We start from the raw sequence: 20,813 nt of genomic DNA on the forward strand, positions 1-20,813 counted from the left end.
ATGGTAAGTGAATACAAATCTGGGTGCGAGTGCAGAGAACAGAAAAATGGCCATATTGGATGTATTAGCCGCTCAACTAAAGCGTCTTCAGTGGACATTGATGACGGCAGAATCCTGTACCGGCGGCGGTATTGGTCAGCTATGTACAGAGATGGCCGGTTCATCTGAGTGGTTTGAAGGCGGAATTATCAGTTATTCCAATCGTATTAAGATGGATTTGTTGGGAGTACCTGAAGAAAGCCTTTTACAATATGGTGCTGTTAGTGAAGAAGTTGCACGGCATATGGTGAGTGGTCTGGTCAATCGGACCGGTGTTAAGTGTGCAATTGCTGTTACCGGTATAGCTGGTCCAGGGGGAGGTTCCTTGCTAAAGCCGGTAGGAACCGTATGGATGGCTTGGGGTATTAACGATAAGATCGAGGCGCGACATTATCTGTTTGAAGGAAGCAGAGAGGATGTTCGTAAGCAGACGATCGAGCAGAGTTTGTTGCAGCTCTCTATTTTTTTACAAGAAGTTTCTAACCAGGGCTAGTCAAAAATAAATACATGTGTAGAATACTGGTCAAATTTACAGTATTTGAGTGTCCGTAACACTGGAGATCTTTATGGAAGATAACAAGCAAAAAGCCTTGGCAGCCGCTCTGTCACAAATAGAACGTCAATTTGGCAAGGGTTCTGTCATGAGAATGGGAGACAAGGAAAGAGTTCAGATTCCAGCCATCTCCACTGGATCTTTAGGGCTTGATGTGGCATTGGGTATTGGTGGACTCCCCAGAGGGCGGATTGTTGAAATTTACGGGCCAGAGTCTTCGGGCAAAACCACACTGACCCTACAGGTTATTGCTGAGGCGCAAAAGCAGGGTGGTACTTGTGCGTTTGTGGATGCAGAGCATGCGCTTGACCCAATATATGCTGAAAAACTTGGTGTAAACGTTTCTGACTTGTTGGTGTCTCAGCCAGACACAGGGGAGCAGGCACTTGAAATTGCCGATATGCTGGTACGGTCAAATGCTGTTGATGTATTGATTATCGACTCTGTGGCAGCTTTGGTGCCAAAAGCTGAAATTGAAGGCGACATGGGTGATGCGCATGTCGGTTTGCAAGCACGTTTGATGTCTCAGGCGCTTAGAAAAATTACCGGGAATGTCAAAAATGCCAACTGTCTTGTCATTTTTATTAACCAGATCCGCATGAAAATTGGAGTTATGTTTGGCTCCCCTGAAACGACGACTGGTGGGAATGCTCTGAAGTTTTATTCTTCTGTTCGTTTGGATATTCGTCGTACAGGTACGATAAAAGAAGGCGAAGAAGTAGTCGGCAGTGAAACCCGGGTTAAAGTCGTAAAAAACAAAGTTGCCCCACCATTTAAACAGGCCGACTTTCAGATTATGTATGGAAGAGGTATTTATCGCTTGGGCGAGGTTTTGGACTGGGGGGTCAAGCTTGGTTTAGTTGAAAAATCAGGCGCTTGGTACAGCTATCAAGGCAATAAGATTGGCCAGGGTAAAGCAAATGCGGCCCGTTTCCTGGAAGAGAATGCTGAAATTGGTCAGGAAGTTGAAGCCTTAATTCGTCAGCAGGTGCTTGGTGGTGCTTCCGCGAGCACAGAAAAAGCGGAAGTGGAAGAGATCGAATAAATTGGTTCTTAGCTCAGCTTGGCAAGCTGGTTTTATGCAGGCTGATTACGCCTGCTTTTTTTAGTTGAATGAGAATGAATAAAACTCCTTGGAACTACGCTTTATCATTGCTGGCTAGGAGAGAGTACAGCCGGAAAGAACTGTATCAGAAGCTTAGTTCACACTTTCCTGATTGCAGTCATATGCAGGTGGAAGATGTGCTGGAGAGGCTTAAAAGTGCTGGGCTTCAGTCAGATGAACGAATGGCAGATGCCTGGGCTCGCTCTAGGTACCATAAAGGTAAAGGTCCATTATTGATTGCCAGAGAACTTACCGGCAAGGGAGTTAGTGAAAAGCTTGTACGGGAAGCCCTGGGGCAGCCGGAGTTTGAATGGGGGCGAATGGCATGTTCTGTGGCACAAAAAAAATGGTTAACCATGTTTGGTGATAAGCAGGGAAAAATTAAAATCACCCGCTTTCTGAATAGTCGGGGATTCAACTTCGAGCACATCGATAGCGCTCTTGCAGAGCTTGGAATATAAGTTTTTCTAAGATTGATCCGCGTTTTTGTTTGATTTCCATCTCAATGACGAGGTGGAAAATTTTCTCAATACATTTTCATACATTCTCATTCTACCTTCCTCTGAAATAAGTTTTTAGGATATAGATGAGAGATTGTGTCGACTCGTAAGTTTCATAACTTTGTTTTTTAACGAGCTGTCGGGTGTGACTGAATGTGACATCTGCAATAGATGCTCCCACTGAAAATCAAGAGTAGTCTGTCAGACCAATGGTTTTTAAAGCATGGCTACACTCATTAAACGTATGAAAATCAATGTATTCATTACTTCTTTCTTAGTAGAAATGATCTCAAAAATGCCTTAAGCGCATCCGTATCCCTCCAAGCTGGACAAGCCCTAAGTAACTGATAACGGACATTTGTGAGATAGGCACTAGTGAATCGGGTTGAAGCCACTATTTCTAACGTCAGTACTATTAACCTGGCCGATATTTTGGCCAGGTTAATAGATGTAGTCACATATTAGCCAAAAGCCTATGTGTGACCTTTACTGATTTTGTTTATGTTTTATTGATCAAATCCCAGGTACTCAAAATATTTAAAGTCAGCATGGCGCTTCTGGCCAGAGAGGTCCTGACAGCTTAACCCTACAAATGCGCCGGTAAAGTTGGATCCAGCACCAAGTCCAGCTTCATCTGAAAGGATACTTGAATCCAGTACGACATCTATTTGGTGCCAGTGTTTTTCGTCTGCTGACCAGGAAAATAGTAGTGTGTCATTCTCCATTGTCGCACGTAGTGAGAGAGGTCCTGTCTGAGGAATGGGAATCTGTTTGAGCATCTGAGATTCAGGAAACTCTGATTGCCAGTCCATTGCAGCCATACAGCTCATAATGCCAAGATGGCGGCCTTGTGTTTCATCATAACTGATATAGAGATAATGATACTTATGTGTATTGTAATAGCAGATCAGTCCTGCCTGCTGCTGAAAATCAGTAGGGTTGAACTCTAGTTGCGTTTGTGCCTGAAAATGGAAATCCGTCTGTCGTATTGCCAAAAGCGATTGATTGAAAACAGAGCCGACAGATTCCTGTCCTTTTAAGCGTAAATAGCCAGACCTATCAGTGAGTGAGATAAAATTCTGAGGATAGGGGGTTCGTAGCCACTGCCAGCGAATGTCCAGAGTTGGCTGGTCAAAATTGATGCGTGCGGGTGCAGAAGGAAATGGAAGTTCTTGCTCAATTGGCAAATCAACAACCTTTAGCGGCACTTGGCTACCGTGAGAAAGTTGTGGCCAGTCATCTTTCCATACCAGGTTTTGTATAGCTGTTTCCCGGCCAAGAATGCAGACTTTTTTGTTTTTTATGGGCCGGCCACACAGATGCACCAGAATATCGTGACCTTCTGGAGTAGTGACTATTGAGGCGTGACCAGCACGTTGGAGCTCTGCTTCAGGATGAAGGCGACTGGTTAACAGATGGTCTCCTGGAATCGTTTCATAAGGCCCGAATAGGTTATCAGCGCGAGCGACCGTTTCTGCGTGATTGTATTCCGTGCCTCCTTCTGCAACAAACAAATAGTAATATCCGTTACGTTTGTATAGATGTGGGCCTTCAACCAAACCCAGGCTTGTACCTCCATAGATATTTCTGATTGGGCCGATTAGTTTTTTTTCCTGAGGATCGTATTGTTGTAGCAGAATTCCACCAAAGCGATTATGGTTTGGACGATAATCCCAAATCATGTTAACCAGCCATTTACTGCCATCATCCTCATGGAACAGTGATGGGTCAAAACCACTACTGTTAAGGTAGATAGGATCACTCCATTCGCCATCGATCGTATTACAAGTCACCAGGTAATTGTGGGCGTCTTTAAAGCTACCATTTTGTCGCTTAACATCTGTATATATTAGCCAGAATTGTCCATCAGCATAGCTTAAGCAAGGGGCCCAAACACCACACGAGTCCGGGTTGCCGAGCATATTTAATTGACTTGGCCGATTCAATGGCCTGGATACAATCTGCCAGTTCTTAAGGTCTCTTGAATGAGAGATTTGAACTCCCGGGTACCATTCAAACGTTGATGTGGCAATATAATAGTCGTCACCAACACGGCAAATTGACGGGTCCGGATTAAAGCCTGGCAGAATCGGATTGGTTACTTGTATGGTCATGGTGATTATCCTTTTACCGCGCCCTGGCTGAGCCCGGCGACGATGTAGCGTTGAGCCAAGAGGAAGAAAACAATAGCGGGAATAATGGTCACCGTGATGTAGCCCAACACCAGGTTCCATTCAACATTGTACTGGCCGCGAAACTGCATAAGCCCAAGAGTCCAGGGATATTTGTCTGGGGAGTTGAGCAAAATCAACGGTAGGATGTAGCTGTTCCAGCTGCTGACCAGTAAAAATACTCCAACTGTTGCAAGAATGGGCGTTGATAGAGGGATGATAATCTGGAAGAAAAAACGCAGATAACTGCAACCATCTACCATTGCTGCTTCGAACAATTCTTTTGGAAGTTGTTCAAAAAAAGACTTGAAAAACAGAACTGACATAGCCAATCCAAATGCAATCTGAGGTAGCACCAAACCAATTGTTGAATCCAGTAAACCGAAATCTCTGATCTTAATAAACAAAGAAAGAATGGCTGTTGCTGCTGGAAACATCATGCCGCTGATCAAATATGAATAGGCGAAGCGTTTGCCGAAGAAATGAATGTGTGAAAAAGTGAAAGCCACCATGCTGGCAATCAATAACGTGAAGCTGATGGTCAGAAAAGTATACAGAAATGAATTGCCTAACATCTGCCATAACGACGGATCGCTGAGAATCTGCTGGTAGTGACTCAGATCCCATTTTTCGGGCAGCGAAAAAGGCTGTGTGCGTAACTCGCCGGTACTCTTAAAACCCCCAAGAAACGTTGCATAAAATGGAATCAGAATAAACGTTGATGTCGCAAACAAAAACGCAAGCTTAAATGTTTTCGCAAATGACGGAAGCGGCAATTTACGAATTTTATTTTTTTCAGTCATACGATCTCTCGTAGTGGTTGATTGAATGCTTGGTTGGGTCATTTTAGTCATCCTTGGTCATGATGAATTTCTGATACATGAATGCAAACATAACGCAGGCAACAAACAACATAACGCCAACACTACTACCTAAACCCACTCTCATGCGGACAATGCCGTATTGGTACAAATAAGTGACAATGGTATGGCTGCTGTTGGCTGGGCCACCATTGGTTAACGGGATTACCATCTCGAAAAATTGCAGAGCACCGATAATGCTGAAAAATACAGATAGCTGAATAGCGTGTTTTATTAGTGGTAGTTTGATTCGAATAATGGTTTGCCAGCGACTGGCACCGTCCAGTTTGGCTGCTTCAAGCAGATCTTTGGGAATGCCTTGCAGGCCGGCGATGTAGATCATCATATGATAGCCGGTATATTTCCATATAGTTACCAGCAAAATAGCATTGAAAGCAGTATTCTTGTCCGCGAGGGGATAGTAGCCTTCGGAGCCAAAAAACCTGGATATCTGACCAACCAGCCCATAGTCTCCGTCATAGACATAACGCCATATCAGACCGGCGACGACATCTGCCAGGATGAACGGCAAAAAATAAATCAGTCGGAACAGACTGTTAAGGCGTCCTTGTTCCGCGACCATCAAGGCAATAGCCATGGCGACTGGTAATTGTATACACAATGAAACGGCAATGAGTTTCAGAGTATTCAGTACCGCAGTGTGAAAGACTGAATGTTTCAATACCAGTAAGTAATTGCCCCAGCCTCTCCATTCGCCCGATTCGGAAATTGCCGTGAGTCCTTTCCATTTAAAGAAGCTATAGTAAATGGCTTCCGAAATGGGCATGGCAACAAACAAGGTAAATAATACCAGTGCCGGCGGTAGGAAAAAGAGTAAAGTTGTTAGTCGGCTACCCATGTTTCGAGTGTACAGCCATTGCTGAAAAGCTGCCCAAGGGGTGCCTTTTGAGTTTAAAGAAGACATGGCTTAGCGCCCTTTTTTTGTTAACTCAGGGAAAAATGTTTAGTTTGAAATTTTTCAGAATGATGGGCCGGCAACGGTAAACCGGCCCATATTTATGTCAGCGCATGTCCCAGGATTCCTGAAGCATTTCAACAGCGCCTTTTGCGTCTATATCACCGGTTGCCAGCATGGCAGAAAAATCATTAATGGTTCCGCCGATGTCAGCACCTAAAGCCTGATCTAAGTAGACTTGATGCCATTGGGCATTGGCAATGTTAGCGGCAATTTGTTGGCGAAATGGATCTTCAACAGCATCATCGGCACCTTTCGCTACCGGAATAATAACGCCAGCTTTTGCCAGTCTCATCTGTTGCGGTTTGGCCAGGAAATACTCCATCCATTTGACTGCGGTATCTGTGCCACCATCTTTACTGAAAGCAAAACCAGTAACGCCACCTAAGGTATCGCTACCACTACCTTTACCGCCCTTAACGCTAGGGAAGTTGAAGAAGCCCAACTGATCACGGGGAATTCCCTGTTTGTCAGCTGAGTTGTCTTTTTGAACGGTCATTTCCCAGTCACCCATTAGGTGCATGGCGGCTTCCCGGTCTCCGAATTTACCCGAGGCATCTCCATAGGTTGCTGCAGCATATCCCGGTTGGAAGGGATCCAATGCAACCAGCTGCTCGAACAGCTTGCCGGCCTGTACATAGTCTGGATTATCCCAGTCAATATCACCGGCCATAGCATTGTTGAAGGTGCTTGCTCCTCCGGTGCGCATCGCAAGATATGTCCAGTAAAAATGTGCCGGCCACTTATCAGCTGCGCCCAGAGCAATCGGGGTAACGCCTGCCTTTTTAAGTTTTTTGACGGCGTTCAAAAAATCATCCCAGGTTTTTATGTCATCGCCTTTAACACCAGCTTTGGCAAACAATGCTTTGTTGTACCAAAAGCCCACTTGGGCAAGGGTATAAGGGACACCGTAAATATGCTGTTTATAAGTAAATGCAGATAGTGACCCTTCACTCAGAGTTGCTTTAAGGGTTGCACTTTTGGCAGTTATATCATCAAGTACGCCATATTTGGCACGGTCAATGAAGTTACCCCCTCCCCAGCTATAAAAGATATTGGGTCGGTTGTCTGATTGCAGCAGGGTCGGCAGTTTGGCTTTGAACTGCTCGTTTTCCATATACTGCATCTCAATTTTGACTCCAGGATTCTGGGCCTCAAATTCGCGGGCGAACTGATCCCAGAGGGCTTGTTGTTCTGGCTTGTTTTCTTCATGCAGCATGGTAACGGTTTCGGCCTGGGACATGGTTGCAATGGTTGAAAATGACCACAACGCGAGCGCTGTCAGCGATTGCAAAAATTTCATTACGAACTCCCGATATATTGTTTTTGTTTTGTTCAGATAGACGGCTTTCAGGGATGTTTTAACAAATGCCCCGAAAATCTATTGTGTTAAGCAGTGTAATGAATGGTGCAATTCCGATATATTGCTAAAACTCACAAAATGATTATGAAATATGCGAACTTAAACTTTGTTATACGGGTATTGGCAATGACTTTTAGCAAGGAACAGAATGTACTGGTATTGCTGGATGTTAAACATCCGTATGACCGAATGCTTATCGATGGCATGGTCGAAGCACTGCAAAACTCGAATGATCATTTGCAAATGTCCTTTATGGCTTACGATGAAGCTCTGCTGGTCGCTCAGGATGATCATTGGGATGCCATTGTCGCGGATTTTGATCGGCCTGGAAATGTTGAGTTATGTCGACGATTTCAGGTTCCGGTTGTGGGCTTGATGAGCTATCACCATGTATTACCGGAAATCCAATTACCGGGACTTATTTATGTTGCCCCAGATACCCAGTCTATTGTGGTGAAGGCAATGGAGCACATGGTTGCCTGTGGTGTACGGCAGTTTGGCTATTTTTCCGGGATGGCTGCAGAAATAGGGTTATGGGCTGAACAGCGTGAGAATCTGTTCCGGCAGTGTGTTGAAGAGAGTGGCTATCAATGGTTGGGAGGGTTCGACACATTTACCATTCGGCAGCATCTTACCGAGGGAGCATTTGGCCACAGGGGGTATTTGTGCGCCAGTGATACCCAGGCTCGGCAGCTTATTACTCTCGCGGGGAAGCTGCAGCTGAATGTGCCGGGTGATCTCGCGATTATTGGGATTGACAATGATGCGGTTGAGAACCAATTATCCAGAGTACCGATCTGCACTGTGCCGTTGGATCCCAGGCAGTTGGGTGTGGCGGCTTATAATGCGTTGCGTGAACTCAAAGATGCCCAGTCTTACAGACATCATTTGGTGAGCTCGGGGGATGTTGTAAATCGACTATCCGCCTACCTGTCTGTCAGTGATGATGCATTGGTGTCAAAAGCCATGAAATATATCTATTGTCACTATCATCGCCCAATTAAAGCTGAGCAGATTATCGTCGAATGTAATACATCCAGAAGTACGCTTGAAAGCCGCTTTAAGAAACATCTTCATAAAACCATTCATCAGGTCTTACATGAAGTCCGGTTGGAACATGCTAAAGAGCTGCTTTCCCATACAGATACCTCCATTGAAGATATTGCCCTTCAATGTGGTCTTTCCAGTGTTCAGTACCTCTACTATCTATTTCGCAAGGAAGTTGGGATAACCCCTAATCAGTATCGTATCGAGTTTAGCCATGAGCTCAACGGCTCTCCAATTACTTCGCGAATCTGAGTTGTTTTTTGAGTTTTCAGGAGTTCGCCATTAAATCTTTGCTGAAGAATGTCTGAGTCGTTGTTTTGAGCATGTTGAGCGGCAATTTTGGTTTTTTTCAGACTATGGCAGGTTTTGATGGTAACTGCTGTCATCTTCTATAGGATCTGTATAACAGGTAGATTGCGACCGGGCCAGCGTCATTGTAGTATTCTCGGCCCTTCAACTCCCCGTAAATGGCTTCTGGAAGCGAAATTCATGAAGAGTTCTGAAATTAGAGAGCGTTTTCTATCTTTTTTTGAGAAAAATGGACACACCCGCATCGACAGCAGCTCGCTGGTACCGGTAAATGATCCCACCCTGTTGTTCACCAATGCCGGTATGAACCAGTTCAAAGAGGTATTTCTTGGACTGGATGTCAGAGATTATAACCGGGCAACCACGTCCCAACGCTGTGTTCGTGCAGGTGGCAAGCATAATGACCTAGAAAACGTCGGTTACACTGCCAGGCACCATACTTTTTTTGAAATGCTGGGGAATTTCAGTTTCGGGAACTATTTCAAAGAAGATGCTATCCGCTATGCGTGGACATTTTTGACCGAAGAGCTGGGGCTGCCCAAAGACAAGCTCTGGGTCACTGTTCATTATGAAGATAAGGAAGCGGAAGATATCTGGCTGAACAAAATGGGCATTGACCCCGATCGCTTCTCCCGTATGGGAGATAAAGATAACTTCTGGATGATGGGAGATACTGGTCCATGTGGTCCCTGTTCCGAGATTTTTTATGACCATGGTCCGGAAGTGGCTGGTGGCCCTCCAGGCAGTGAAGGCGACGATCTTGACCGTTATATCGAAATCTGGAACCTCGTATTTATGCAGTTTGACCAGCAGCCGGATGGTTCCCGGATTAACCTTCCCAAGCCCTCAGTGGATACGGGCATGGGGCTGGAGCGATTGTCAGCGGTTTTGCAGAATGTTCACTCAAATTATGAAATTGATTTGTTCCAAGCATTGATAAAGGCTGCCGCCAAAGTCACTGGTGCCTCCAATTTGGAAGATAAATCTCTGCGAGTTATTGCTGATCATATCCGTTCAGCTGCGTTTCTTGTGGTCGATGGGGTTATGCCTTCCAATGAAGGGCGTGGTTATGTATTGCGTCGTATTATTCGCCGGGCTGTGCGCCATGGTCATAAAGTGGGCCAGAAAGGTGTGTTTTTCTACCAGTTGGTGGATGCGCTGGTGGCGGAAATGGGACAACCTTATCCGGAGCTGGCGCGACTGGCAGATCAGGTCAAGAAAGTGCTGCGTCAGGAAGAGGAGCAGTTCGCCAAAACCCTTGATAATGGTATGCGCCTGTTGGTTGATGTCATTGATGGGTTGGAAGGGCAGGTTATTCCAGGGGAAACAGTGTTCAAGTTATACGACACATATGGCTTTCCTTTGGATTTGACTGCTGATATTGCCCGTGAGCATGATCTGATTGTCGATGAAGATGGTTTTAATAAATCAATGGAGCGTCAACGGAAGTTGTCGCAGGAGTCCAGTGATTTCTCGATGAAAATTGAACAGGTCATTGATTTTGGCTCTAAGACCGAATTCAGTGGCTATGATGTTTTGTCTGACAGTGCTGTTGTACAGGCGTTGTTGGATGGTCAGCAGAATATGGTGACCGTTTTAAATGAAAATACCGAAGGCGCAGTTGTTCTCGATAAGACCGCTTTCTATGCCGAGAGCGGCGGACAGGCCGGTGATGTCGGTGTAATCGAGTGGTCTGGAGGGTGCTTTGAAGTACGGGATACCATCAAAAATGGTGATAATCATGTCCATTACGGCAAGGTGGTGAAAGGGGCTTTGACCAAGTCTTCTCCCGTGAAAGTTTTGGTGGATCAAACCAAGCGTGCGGCCACGGCCAAGCACCATAGTGCGACGCATCTGTTGCATGCTGCGTTAAGGCGGGTGTTGGGTGAGCATGTGCAGCAAAAGGGGTCGTTGGTGACATTTGATCGGCTGCGCTTTGACTTTTCTCATTTTGAGCCAGTGACTGTTGCTCAGCTTACCGAGATAGAACAGATTGTTAATCAACAGGTCATCGCCAACACCCCGGTTCAGACCGAACTCATGCCAATTGCCAAGGCAAAAGAAAAAGGTGCGATGGCACTGTTTGGTGAAAAGTATGGCGATGAGGTCAGAGTATTGACCATGGGAGAAAACAATTACTCTGTTGAGTTGTGTGGTGGAACCCATGTCAGCAGAACCGGAGATATCGGGTTGGTAAAACTGATTGCGGAAACGGGTATTGCTGCCGGTGTTCGACGAATCGAAGCGGTAGCTGGGCCTTATGCTCTGGCATACGTAAGTACTTTGGAACAGTCGCTTCACAATATTGCAGAGTTATTGAAAGCCTCTTCAAGCAATGTTCAGGACAAGGTTCAGGGATTACTGCAGAAAAACCGACAGTTGGAAAAAGAGCTGGATCAGCTTAAATCCAGGTTAGCCAGTAGCCAGGGGTCAGACCTGGCTTCAAAAGCAGAAGAGGTTGGTGGCGCCAAGGTGCTCGCCGTTAAGGTGGATGGGGTAGATCAGAAAGCCTTGGCTGAACTGATGGATCAGTTGAAAAACAAACTGGGTTCCTGCGTAGTGGTATTGGCCAGTGTTATCGATGGTAAAGGACAGCTGGCGGTTGGGGTCTCCAAAGATCTGACCAGTCGTGTTAAAGCCGGAGAACTGGTCAATCATGTTGCCGGGCAGCTGGATGGCAAAGGTGGTGGCAAGCCTGATCTTGCTCGTGCCGGGTTTGCTGACATCCATAATGTTGAGAAAGTTTTGGCTGCAGTGCCTTCCTGGGTCAGGGAGAGCCTTTGACCGGGAGCAATAGATTGGCGGGTGAAGATGCAACAATGATTTTATTTGTTGTTTAATTCCCCTTTTGTTGGGTGCTGCATTCTGTGCAGTTCTTATTAACCTAAAAGAAAATATTGACTATGGCGCTATACGTTCAAAAATTTGGTGGGACCTCAGTTGGCAGTATTGAGCGAATTGGTGTTGTTGCTGACAAAGTAAAGAGCTTTAGGGATCAGGGTCATGATGTTGTTGTGGTTGTATCAGCAATGTCTGGTGAGACAAACCGCTTGTTAGCCCTGGCTTCAGATATTTCCAAAAAGCCAACACCGCGGGAATTGGATACGCTCGTGTCAACCGGTGAGCAGGTGACCATCGCTTTGCTTTCTATGGCATTGAATGAGCGTGGCTGTCCAGCTAAATCCTATACGGGCGGACAGATAAAGATACTGACTGACAGTGCTTTTACCAAAGCCCGTATTCAGCATATTGATGTGGATGCCATTCGTTCTGATTTGAAAACTGGCAAAGTAGTGGTGGTGGCTGGATTTCAGGGGGTTGACCCTGAAGGCAATATTACAACTCTTGGTCGGGGAGGGTCAGATACAACCGGAGTGGCCCTGGCTGCTGCATTAAGTGCTGACGAATGCCAGATATATACAGATGTTGACGGTGTTTATACCACTGATCCCCGGGTTGAGCCTAAAGCCCGCCGGCTGGATAAAATTACTTTTGATGAAATGCTGGAAATGGCCAGTCAGGGCTCAAAGGTATTGCAAATTCGTTCTGTTGAATTCGCTGGAAAATACAATGTACCGTTACGTGTTTTGTCCTCATTTACAGAAGGACGGGGCACTCTTATTTCCCTGGAGGATGAGGATCCTATGGAACAGCCAGTTATATCTGGAATAGCTTTTAACCGTGATGAAGCCAAAATCACTGTATTGGGGGTTCCCGATATACCGGGCGTAGCCTCCAGAATTCTGGGTCCGGTCAGCGCGGCGAATATTGAGGTCGATATGATCGTTCAGAATATCGCATCGGATAAAACGACCGACTTCACTTTTACTGTGCATCGTAATGATTACGATAAAGTGTTGAAAGTGGTTGAGCAGGTTGCCGAAGATTTGGGGGCTCGCGAGGTCAAAGGTGACAATACCATTTGTAAGGTCTCGATTGTTGGTGTGGGAATGCGTTCCCATGCAGGTGTGGCAAGTAAAATGTTTGACACATTGGCAGCAGAGTCGATCAATATTCAAATGATATCGACCTCTGAAATTAAAGTAGCTGTTGTGATTGCTGAGAAATATCTTGAATTGGCGGTACGTGCTCTGCATTCGGCATTTGGTCTGGACTCAGAACCAACTGAAGAATAGAGTATGCGCTGCGAAAGCAATTTTGAGTCATTAGTATAATTAACAAATCTGGCTGGTATTTGTTAGGGGGTTACTTTGTAGCTCCGTAACGAAGGCATATTGCAATAGTGATGAATGGAGGCGGTCGTGATTTATTGGCCGATTTCATGGAGTGGTATCGCATTGAGCTGCTGGATGACAGGACCTGTCCAGAAATAGGAGAAAAATAATGCTGATTCTTACCCGTCGTGTGGGCGAGACATTAATGATTGGTGACGAAGTCACCGTTACTGTATTGGGTGTTAAAGGTAATCAGGTGCGCATAGGTGTGAATGCTCCTAAAGATGTTGCAGTGCATCGTGAAGAGATTTATCAACGCATCCAAAAAGAAATGGAATCTGACGACAATGGTGGTAACGCCTAGAGTTGTTGGTATGAATCGTGGCGCGCTGGATTCAAATTAAGCTAATGCATTAATTTTATTGATGTTTTTTCTTTTAATTTGGATTTTTCATGGTATTATGCGCGCCGTGTTGGAGAGATGGCCGAGTGGCTGAAGGCGCGCCCCTGCTAAGGGCGTATGGGAGAAATCTCATCGAGGGTTCGAATCCCTCTCTCTCCGCCAAGCCTTCCTTGAATAAAGGTTGGTTTCGCGCCCGTAGCTCAGCTGGATAGAGTACCTGGCTACGAACCAGGCGGTCGCACGTTCGAATCGTGCCGGGCGCGCCATATTCTTATTATGGCCATTTCATGTAAACTTCCTTGTATACCACTTTCTTTTCAGAACTTTAGTTAAAGGCATTTTCCTTCAGAATTGTTCTCATTTGAGAAATATCATTAATTGGTCTCAGTGTTTCAAATAACTTTTTGGCCTGTTCGTGTCGTGTGGCCAAAAATTTAAGCCATTGTTTTAATCGCCCGCAGATATAGCGTTCGGGTACATTGCCTTGCATAGCGGAAAAGAAAGAATGAATCTGGTCAGCTAGTTGTTGCCACTCCAGATGAGGTTTGCTTCGATCCTTGATAAGTATTGCCAAGTCCGGTTGGTATACTAGTCCCCGGCCAATCATGACATCCTGACAGCCACTGATTTCTATGCATTTGTCGTAATCTGAGACGGAAAAAATATCTCCATTCGCAATGATATTTACATGCGTGGCTTCATTGATCCTGGCAATCCAATCCCAGTGTGCTGGTGGCTGATATCCCTCCACTTTAGTGCGAGCATGAACAGTAATTTCTTCCGTTCCCCCAGCTTCCATGGCTAATGCGTTTTCAATAGCTCGAGAAGTATCGTCATAGCCGAGCCGCATTTTTGCCGAAAGACAGGTGCCCTGAGGTAGTGCTGCTTTTACTGTGTCTATAATTCGATATATTTTGTCAGGCTCGTTCAATAAAACCGCGCCACCTTTGTGGTTATTAACCGTTTTAGATGGGCAGCCAAAGTTAAGATCAATACCACTTGAGCCAAGTGACAGAGCTCTTAGGGCATTGTCTGCTAGAGCATTTGGGTCTGAGCCTAGCAACTGAACTCTAACGGGAGGTGATGTTGGTAGCGAGGAGGTTCTGGTCAGTTCTGGGACGGTTTTGAGAAATACTGATTCAGGCAATAATGCGTCCACCACCCGGACAAACTCGCTAATGATAAGGTCGCAGCCTCCAAAATGTTTGATGACTGTTCTCAGGTAGTAGTCCATTAGTCCTTCCATGGGGGCGAGGATAATTCTCATATATTCCGGCCTGCTAGCAAAAAACGAGCATAATACCAAAGTTTATTTAGACCCATATACTGATCTGGCGCTATTGCAGCGTTTTTGGCTTTTGGGTTACAGTCATAAACGTTTTTAGGGACAGTTAGACGCAAATAAAAAGCACGATTTCAGCAAACAACAAGCAGTTGTCCCGTATTTGGCAGTAAACACTAAAATCAAATCTTACGGTAAGGACATAACTCAATGTCAGATAATATGGTTGATGGCCTGTATCTCATGCTATTGGGTATGGGCACTGTTTTTGTGTTCCTCGGAATTCTCGTAGTGGGGACTACGATCATGTCCCGGCTGGTTAAGTCCATGTCTCTACCAGAAGAAAAGAAGCCTGTTGCAAGAGCCCAGCCCGCATCTTCACAGACTGAAATTGCAATAGTCGCTGCCGCGGCTCGTGCATATCACGACTCTCAATGAGTTGACGAGTTCTATTCCCATCTTTGATCGATTGAAGGCGAAACACCATGTCAACTGCTAAGAATCCCGTCAAAATTACTGATGTTGTCCTCCGGGATGCCCATCAGTCCTTGTTTGCAACCCGGATGCGTATTGATGATATGTTGCCAATTGGCGAAAAGCTTGATGCTATTGGCTACTGGTCATTAGAAACCTGGGGAGGAGCAACATTCGATAGCTGTATACGTTATCTGGGAGAAGATCCTTGGGAACGCTTACGGGAACTTAAAAAGGTAATGCCAAAAACCAAGCATCAGATGTTATTGCGTGGGCAAAATCTACTGGGATACCGTCACTATGCGGATGATGTGGTAGACAAGTTTGTTGAACGCGCTGTTGCTAATGGTATGGATGTGTTTCGTGTGTTCGACGCCATGAATGATCCTCGCAATATGCAACAGGCTTTAGCGGCAGTCAAAAAGCAGGGGGCCCATGCCCAGGCAACTATTTCCTATACAACCAGCCCAGTACATACCGTTGAGCTATGGCTGAAACTGGCGGCTGAACTGGAATCCATGGGAGCTGACTCCCTCTGTATTAAAGACATGTCTGGCATTATGAATCCGTATGAGGCTTATGATCTGGTTAAGTCCATTAAAAAAACGGTTCAAATTCCAATTGCTCTGCATTGTCACGCAACAGCCGGGCTGTCTTCCATGACCATCCTAAAAGCCATAGATGCAGGCATTGATCATGTTGATACTGCCATTTCTTCTATGTCCATGACATATGGGCACTCACCGACTGAATCCGTTGTCGCAGCATTGCAGGGAACTGATCGTGATCCGGGGCTGGATATTCATAAGCTTGAAGAAATTGCTGCTTATTTCCGTGAAGTCCGGAAGAAATATAACAAGTTTGAAGGGGCGCTGCGTGGCGTTGACTCACGTATCCTGGTGGCTCAGGTACCTGGAGGCATGTTGACCAACATGGAAAGTCAGCTTAAGGATCAGGGAGCAGCAGATAAGTTTGATCAGGTATTGGAAGAGATTCCCAGAGTTCGCGAAGACCTTGGTTTTATTCCTTTGGTAACGCCTACGTCCCAAATTGTAGGAACCCAGGCAGTGTTGAACGTGCTGACGGGTGAGCGATACAAGTCAATTTCAAAAGAAACGCAAGGTATTTTAAAAGGTGAATACGGTGCCGCTCCAGCACCTTTTAATAAGGCTCTGCAGGAAAAAGTATTAAATGGGGCTGAAGCGATCACCTGTCGCCCCGCTGATTTGCTGGCATCAGAAGTGGATACTCTGACCAGAGAGCTTGAGGCGCTTGCCAAAGAGAAAAACTTCAAGCTTGCTGATGCTGTGCTTGATGATGTACTGACGTATGCATTGTTCCCTCAGATTGGTTTGAAATTTCTACAAAACAGAGGCAATCCAGAAGCTTTTGAACCAGCGCCTAAAGCGGTGGCCGAATCAAAAGCGTCCGCCAAGTCTAGTAATACCTACACAGTGACTCTTAATGGTCGATCATACGTTGCAGAAGTCGCTGTTGATGGCGGTGTTACTGTTTCGTTGAATGGTCAGAAACATCAATTGGGTGTAAGTGAGGGCGGAGATGTTTCAGCGGCAGCCTCCGTCAGTGCTGACTCTTCAGGTGGAGAACCGGTCCTCGCACCATTGGCCGGGAATATTTTCAAGATTCTAGTGAATCCTGGTGACGTTGTTGAAGAAGGTCAGGTGCTGTTGATTCTGGAAGCAATGAAAATGGAAACAGAGGTCAGCGCTTCTAAAGCAGGTACTGTCGGGAGCATTGCTATTAAAGAGGGTGATGCGGTCTCTGTCGGTGATACTTTGTTAACAATATAAGGATTACTGACATGGAAAAACTGATGCTGTTGTTAAATGACTCCGGTCTGGCCAATCTGTCCTGGGGTCAGGGCATGATGATACTGATTGGTGTTTTACTGATCTATCTGGCTATTAAGAAAGGATTTGAGCCATTGCTGCTGTTGCCGATTGGTATGGGGGCGATCCTGGTTAATATTCCAGAAGCAGGTTTCTACAGCGCTCCGGTATACGATGCCGCCGGCCACCTTCAGTCGGCTGGTGGGCTACAGTACTACATATTTCATGCCGGTATTGAAACAGGGGTGTTTCCTTTGTTGATTTTCATGGGCGTCGGTGCGATGACGGACTTCGGTCCGATGTTGGCGAACCCAAAAACACTGTTTTTAGGGGCCGCTGCACAGTTCGGCATCTTTGCAACTGTTTTTGGCGCCTTGCTCATGACGGATTTCGACATCGTCCACTATACTTTTGCTCAGGCAGCGGCGATTGGGATTATCGGTGGTGCGGATGGACCGACTTCTATTTATGTGGCCAGTCAGGTTGCGCCCGAGCTGTTGGGGGCGATTGCTGTGGCAGCTTATTCGTATATGGCTTTAGTGCCCCTGATTCAGCCTCCCATAATGAGGTTGTTGACGACCGATAGTGAACGCAAAATTGTAATGACTCAGCTGCGACCGGTTTCAAAGCGGGAAAAAATCATTTTTCCTCTGTTGTTGTTGGTTCTGGTGGCGCTATTTCTACCAGATGCCGCTCCTTTATTAGGAATGTTCTGTTTTGGCAACCTTATGCGTGAATCCGGTGTGGTTGATCGCTTGAGTGATACTGCGCAAAACTCACTGATAAATATCGTGACGATTTTCCTGGGATTGGGTGTAGGCTCCAAGCTGAGCGCGGAGGCTTTTTTGAATGCCAAAACTCTTGGAATATTGTTTCTGGGCCTGATTGCATTTTGTATTGGTACCGCAACAGGTGTGCTGATGGCAAAAGTCATGAATAAACTCAGTAAGACGCCAGTTAATCCCCTGATCGGGTCGGCTGGTGTGTCTGCAGTACCCATGGCTGCCAGGGTGAGTAATAAGGTTGGACTTGAGGCCAATAATCAGAACTTCCTGTTAATGCATGCAATGGGACCTAATGTCGCTGGTGTTATTGGGTCTGCTGTGGCTGCCGGTGTCATGCTTAGTTATCTGGGGGGGTAAGCTTCTTATCCATATTCATATTTATTGCAGATCTGTTAACCTTCCAAAGTGACAAAAGAGAGACTAATGTTCTCTCTTTTGTTTCAGAACGTAAAAATCCGTCTAAACTAAAGGCTAATTTCTTCTTCAATGACGGCGGAGCTTTTCTTTGAACGTACAGGCCCTTTTCGAACAGCTACCCAATCTCAGTCTGGTTTTACTGGGGTTGATTACCCTTCTAACCGTTTATTTTCATGGCCCGGTATTTTCGATCCATACCGCTCATAATGCGCCGTCAATCCTGACCAGTTTAGGGATTTTTGGCACGTTTGTAGGGGTAGCTATCGGTTTAATGGACTTTAATACCGACAACATCCAGGCCTCTGTACCTGCGTTGATTGATGGCCTTAAGACGGCTTTCTGGACTTCTATTGCCGGGATCTTCGGTGCATTGACGATTAAGTTCCGCTTTGCGCTGCATATGATCCGCAAGGGGAATCAGGTCAGTCGAAGCGGAGCGACCCTGGAAGATGTGGTGAACGAGGTTAGACATCTGGGGCAAAGTATCAGTGGTGAAGCAGATGACTCACTGGTGTCCATGTGGCGGGCACAGCAGGGAATTGTCAATGGGCACCTGGAGTCGTTGCAGTCTGCAATGGAAGATTTTGAAGTTCGAATGACCGAAGCGAACACTAAGGCATTGATCAAAGCGATTGATCATGTCATGACCGACTTTAATGCGCAGATTGATCAGCAATATGGTGAGAACTTCCGTCAACTGAATGAATCTGTTGGCAAGATGCAGGTATGGCAGGAACAGAACATGTCAAACCTGCATGAAATTATTGATCGACAGAAAGAAAGCGCTATGTCGATGGTGGATGCCACTCAGGCATTTTCTCAGCTGGTTAATCACAGCCACGTGTTTACTCAGGTTGCCAGGGATATGGAGAGTATGCTGACCGGATTGCATTCCCAAAGTAGTGCTTTGGCAGAGTTCGCCGAACAGCTGTCGGGGGTTATTAACAATGCTCAACAAGGGTTGCCAGATTTAGAAAAACGTATTCTTTCCGTGACCGAACACCTGCAGGAGTCGATGGTAAGTCAACAACGGTTGATCAGCGATACCTTGGTTGAGACCAGTCAACAGATTCGCTCCACGGTAAATCAGGCCTGTCAGACTCTTAACGATGCTTATTTGCAGTCACAAAATTCTGTCAATCAAGAACTCAAGGAGCTGATTGCCTTGAATCAGCGACAGCTTAAAGATCTTGATGCTGCAATGGAGCAGGAATTAACTAAGGCATTAAAAACATTTGGCTACCAAATGACGGCGTTGAGTGAGAAGTTTGTGAACGACTACACGCCCCTGACAGATCGTCTGAAAGAGCTCGTCAGTATGGCTGAGGAGCAGTCATGATTGCGGATGACAATCTGGTTGTAGAGCAGGAGGAGCATTGGGTTTCAGTCAGTGACCTGATGGCAGGGCTCATGATGGTATTCATGTTGATCGCTGTTGTATTCATGGTGGAAGTTGAGTTAGAGCGCAAGCGTATCGAAAACGTAGTGGTGCTCTATGATCGTCTTCGAACGCAACTGTATCAGGATCTGGTTACGGAATTTAAAGATGACTTGGAGCGGTGGGGGGCGGAGATAGACCCTGATCTGAGTTTTCGTTTTTATAAAGCAGAACTTCTGTTTGATCGTGGCGAGACAGATCTGAAGCCAGAGTTTTCCGAAATCCTGGCCGATTTTTTCCCTCGTTATATGCGGATCATTATGTCCGACAAATATCGAAATGACATTTCAGAAGTGCGTATAGAAGGACATACTTCCAGTATGTGGGCGGGCCGCAGTGCCGATGAGGCGTATATCCTGAATATGGAACTGTCTCAATCACGTACCCGTTCGACGCTTGCTTACCTGTTGGCGCTGGATTCTGTGAAAGATCAGGCTGACTGGTTAAAGGCTCATTTGACAGCTAATGGGTTGTCGTCCTCTAAGCCGGTGTTGAATGCTGATGGTGAAGAAAGCGAGGCATTGTCCCGACGGGTTGAATTCCGTGTCAGAACTGATGCTGATTCAAGAATTGCCGAAATTCTGGATGAGGTTGACAGTGAAACTCCCTGACTTTTTGCAGTATGAGCCATTCAATCGGCTGCGTGAAAAAATGCAGACAAATGAACTGGGGCATTTTGAATTTTTTGATCCGAAAATTCACCTGACAGGAGTGGAGCGTTCCAGTCTGGCTAAAGCTGGTCTAAAGCTGATAGACAGCCCCTTATTGTTATTGAGCGATCATACTCTTGGATACAAAAATTCGAGAGTGGCTGCCGTTTACAAAGAGCAGATCCATGTCAGTGGCTGCAAAGTTCTACTACAGGGGGTTCAGGAGTATCGTGAGTTTTTGGTAATAAGTTCTGATGAAGCTGCTGGGCAGCTGGATATTTGCCCAGAATGTTTACACTTGTTGCGCTATCAGGGATTTGATGCTTACAAAGAGCGAAAAGCCGCATACAGTCATCATGTTTTGGAAGATTTTAGTCTGCAACAGTTTTTTTCTAACTACTCCTTCTATCCTGTTA

At 45.9% G+C, this 20,813-nt stretch carries 18 protein-coding genes and 2 tRNA genes; 14 read left to right on the forward strand and 6 right to left on the reverse strand.

What is annotated here, in order from left to right:
- The first annotated feature begins 7 nt into the window (after positions 1-7).
- The 3 genes from ACQY6I_RS02200 (at position 8) to ACQY6I_RS02210 (ending at position 2,158) form a co-directional block, all read left to right on the forward strand.
- Complete coding sequence (locus tag ACQY6I_RS02200; protein WP_428239833.1) at positions 8-532, forward strand: CinA family protein; 525 nt, start codon at positions 8-10, stop codon at positions 530-532.
- Between the two features lie 73 nt (positions 533-605).
- On the forward strand, positions 606-1,637 hold the full coding sequence (gene recA / locus ACQY6I_RS02205; RefSeq protein ID WP_428239834.1) for a recombinase RecA: 1,032 nt from the start codon (positions 606-608) through the stop codon (positions 1,635-1,637).
- Between the two features lie 74 nt (positions 1,638-1,711).
- Positions 1,712-2,158, forward strand: a complete 447-nt coding sequence (locus ACQY6I_RS02210; protein WP_428239835.1) for a regulatory protein RecX — start codon at positions 1,712-1,714, stop codon at positions 2,156-2,158.
- Between the two features lie 545 nt (positions 2,159-2,703).
- On the opposite strand, the gene ACQY6I_RS02215 is transcribed toward ACQY6I_RS02210, so the two are convergent.
- The 4 genes from ACQY6I_RS02215 to ACQY6I_RS02230 form a co-directional block, all read right to left on the reverse strand.
- A complete protein-coding gene (locus tag ACQY6I_RS02215) occupies positions 2,704-4,311 on the reverse strand; it encodes a glycoside hydrolase family 43 protein (RefSeq protein ID WP_428239836.1) in 1,608 nt (535 codons plus the stop codon).
- 5 nt (positions 4,312-4,316) lie between these two features.
- Complete coding sequence (locus ACQY6I_RS02220) at positions 4,317-5,171, reverse strand: carbohydrate ABC transporter permease (protein WP_428239837.1); 855 nt, start codon at positions 5,169-5,171, stop codon at positions 4,317-4,319.
- 43 nt (positions 5,172-5,214) lie between these two features.
- Complete coding sequence (locus tag ACQY6I_RS02225) at positions 5,215-6,153, reverse strand: carbohydrate ABC transporter permease (RefSeq protein ID WP_428239838.1); 939 nt, start codon at positions 6,151-6,153, stop codon at positions 5,215-5,217.
- 97 nt (positions 6,154-6,250) lie between these two features.
- Positions 6,251-7,507, reverse strand: coding sequence for an extracellular solute-binding protein (locus ACQY6I_RS02230; RefSeq protein ID WP_428239839.1), 1,257 nt, complete (start codon positions 7,505-7,507; stop codon positions 6,251-6,253).
- Between the two features lie 186 nt (positions 7,508-7,693).
- Between ACQY6I_RS02230 and ACQY6I_RS02235 the strand changes: the two genes are divergently transcribed.
- The 6 genes from ACQY6I_RS02235 (at position 7,694) to ACQY6I_RS02260 (ending at position 13,767) form a co-directional block, all read left to right on the forward strand.
- The gene (locus tag ACQY6I_RS02235; RefSeq protein WP_428239840.1) at positions 7,694-8,866 is read left to right on the forward strand and encodes a helix-turn-helix domain-containing protein; all 1,173 of its coding nucleotides are present in this window, start codon (positions 7,694-7,696) and stop codon (positions 8,864-8,866) included.
- Positions 8,867-9,103: 237 nt separating this feature from the next.
- Positions 9,104-11,707, forward strand: coding sequence for an alanine--tRNA ligase (gene alaS, locus ACQY6I_RS02240; protein ID WP_428239841.1), 2,604 nt, complete (start codon positions 9,104-9,106; stop codon positions 11,705-11,707).
- 119 nt (positions 11,708-11,826) lie between these two features.
- Positions 11,827-13,059 carry an aspartate kinase gene (locus ACQY6I_RS02245; protein ID WP_428239842.1) on the forward strand — a complete coding sequence of 411 codons (1,233 nt, stop codon included), beginning with the start codon at positions 11,827-11,829 and terminating at the stop codon, positions 13,057-13,059.
- A gap of 208 nt (positions 13,060-13,267) precedes the next feature.
- On the forward strand, positions 13,268-13,462 hold the full coding sequence (csrA, locus tag ACQY6I_RS02250) for a carbon storage regulator CsrA (RefSeq protein WP_044617085.1): 195 nt from the start codon (positions 13,268-13,270) through the stop codon (positions 13,460-13,462).
- A gap of 111 nt (positions 13,463-13,573) precedes the next feature.
- Positions 13,574-13,663: transfer RNA gene (locus tag ACQY6I_RS02255), tRNA-Ser, on the forward strand.
- A gap of 27 nt (positions 13,664-13,690) precedes the next feature.
- A tRNA-Arg gene (locus tag ACQY6I_RS02260) sits at positions 13,691-13,767 on the forward strand.
- Between the two features lie 59 nt (positions 13,768-13,826).
- Here ACQY6I_RS02260 and ACQY6I_RS02265 read toward each other — a convergent pair.
- The gene (locus tag ACQY6I_RS02265; protein WP_428239843.1) at positions 13,827-14,768 is read right to left on the reverse strand and encodes a tRNA dihydrouridine synthase; all 942 of its coding nucleotides are present in this window, start codon (positions 14,766-14,768) and stop codon (positions 13,827-13,829) included.
- Between the two features lie 225 nt (positions 14,769-14,993).
- Between ACQY6I_RS02265 and ACQY6I_RS02270 the strand changes: the two genes are divergently transcribed.
- The 5 genes from ACQY6I_RS02270 (at position 14,994) to ACQY6I_RS02290 (ending at position 20,358) form a co-directional block, all read left to right on the forward strand.
- Positions 14,994-15,221 (forward strand): OadG family protein, encoded by a 228-nt coding sequence (locus ACQY6I_RS02270; RefSeq protein ID WP_428239844.1) that lies wholly within the window; start codon positions 14,994-14,996, stop codon positions 15,219-15,221.
- 47 nt (positions 15,222-15,268) lie between these two features.
- Entirely contained in the window at positions 15,269-17,068 is a 1,800-nt protein-coding gene (gene oadA, locus ACQY6I_RS02275; protein WP_428239845.1) for a sodium-extruding oxaloacetate decarboxylase subunit alpha, read from the forward strand.
- An 11-nt stretch (positions 17,069-17,079) separates the two neighbouring features.
- Positions 17,080-18,249: a sodium ion-translocating decarboxylase subunit beta gene (locus ACQY6I_RS02280; RefSeq protein ID WP_428239846.1), complete on the forward strand. Its 1,170-nt coding sequence runs from the start codon at positions 17,080-17,082 to the stop codon at positions 18,247-18,249.
- 148 nt (positions 18,250-18,397) lie between these two features.
- Complete coding sequence (locus ACQY6I_RS02285; protein ID WP_428239847.1) at positions 18,398-19,648, forward strand: hypothetical protein; 1,251 nt, start codon at positions 18,398-18,400, stop codon at positions 19,646-19,648.
- Positions 19,645-20,358 (forward strand): OmpA/MotB family protein, encoded by a 714-nt coding sequence (locus ACQY6I_RS02290; protein ID WP_428239848.1) that lies wholly within the window; start codon positions 19,645-19,647, stop codon positions 20,356-20,358. Before ACQY6I_RS02285 ends, ACQY6I_RS02290 begins: the two co-directional genes overlap by 4 nt.
- Here the strand turns inward: ACQY6I_RS02290 and ACQY6I_RS02295 are convergent.
- A complete protein-coding gene (locus ACQY6I_RS02295; protein ID WP_428239980.1) occupies positions 20,311-20,445 on the reverse strand; it encodes a peptidase inhibitor family I36 protein in 135 nt (44 codons plus the stop codon). The genes ACQY6I_RS02290 and ACQY6I_RS02295 overlap by 48 nt on opposite strands.
- Positions 20,446-20,813: the final 368 nt, after the last annotated feature.

Source organism: Gynuella sp. (assembly GCF_050297175.1).
Taxonomy (GTDB): domain Bacteria; phylum Pseudomonadota; class Gammaproteobacteria; order Pseudomonadales; family Natronospirillaceae; genus Gynuella.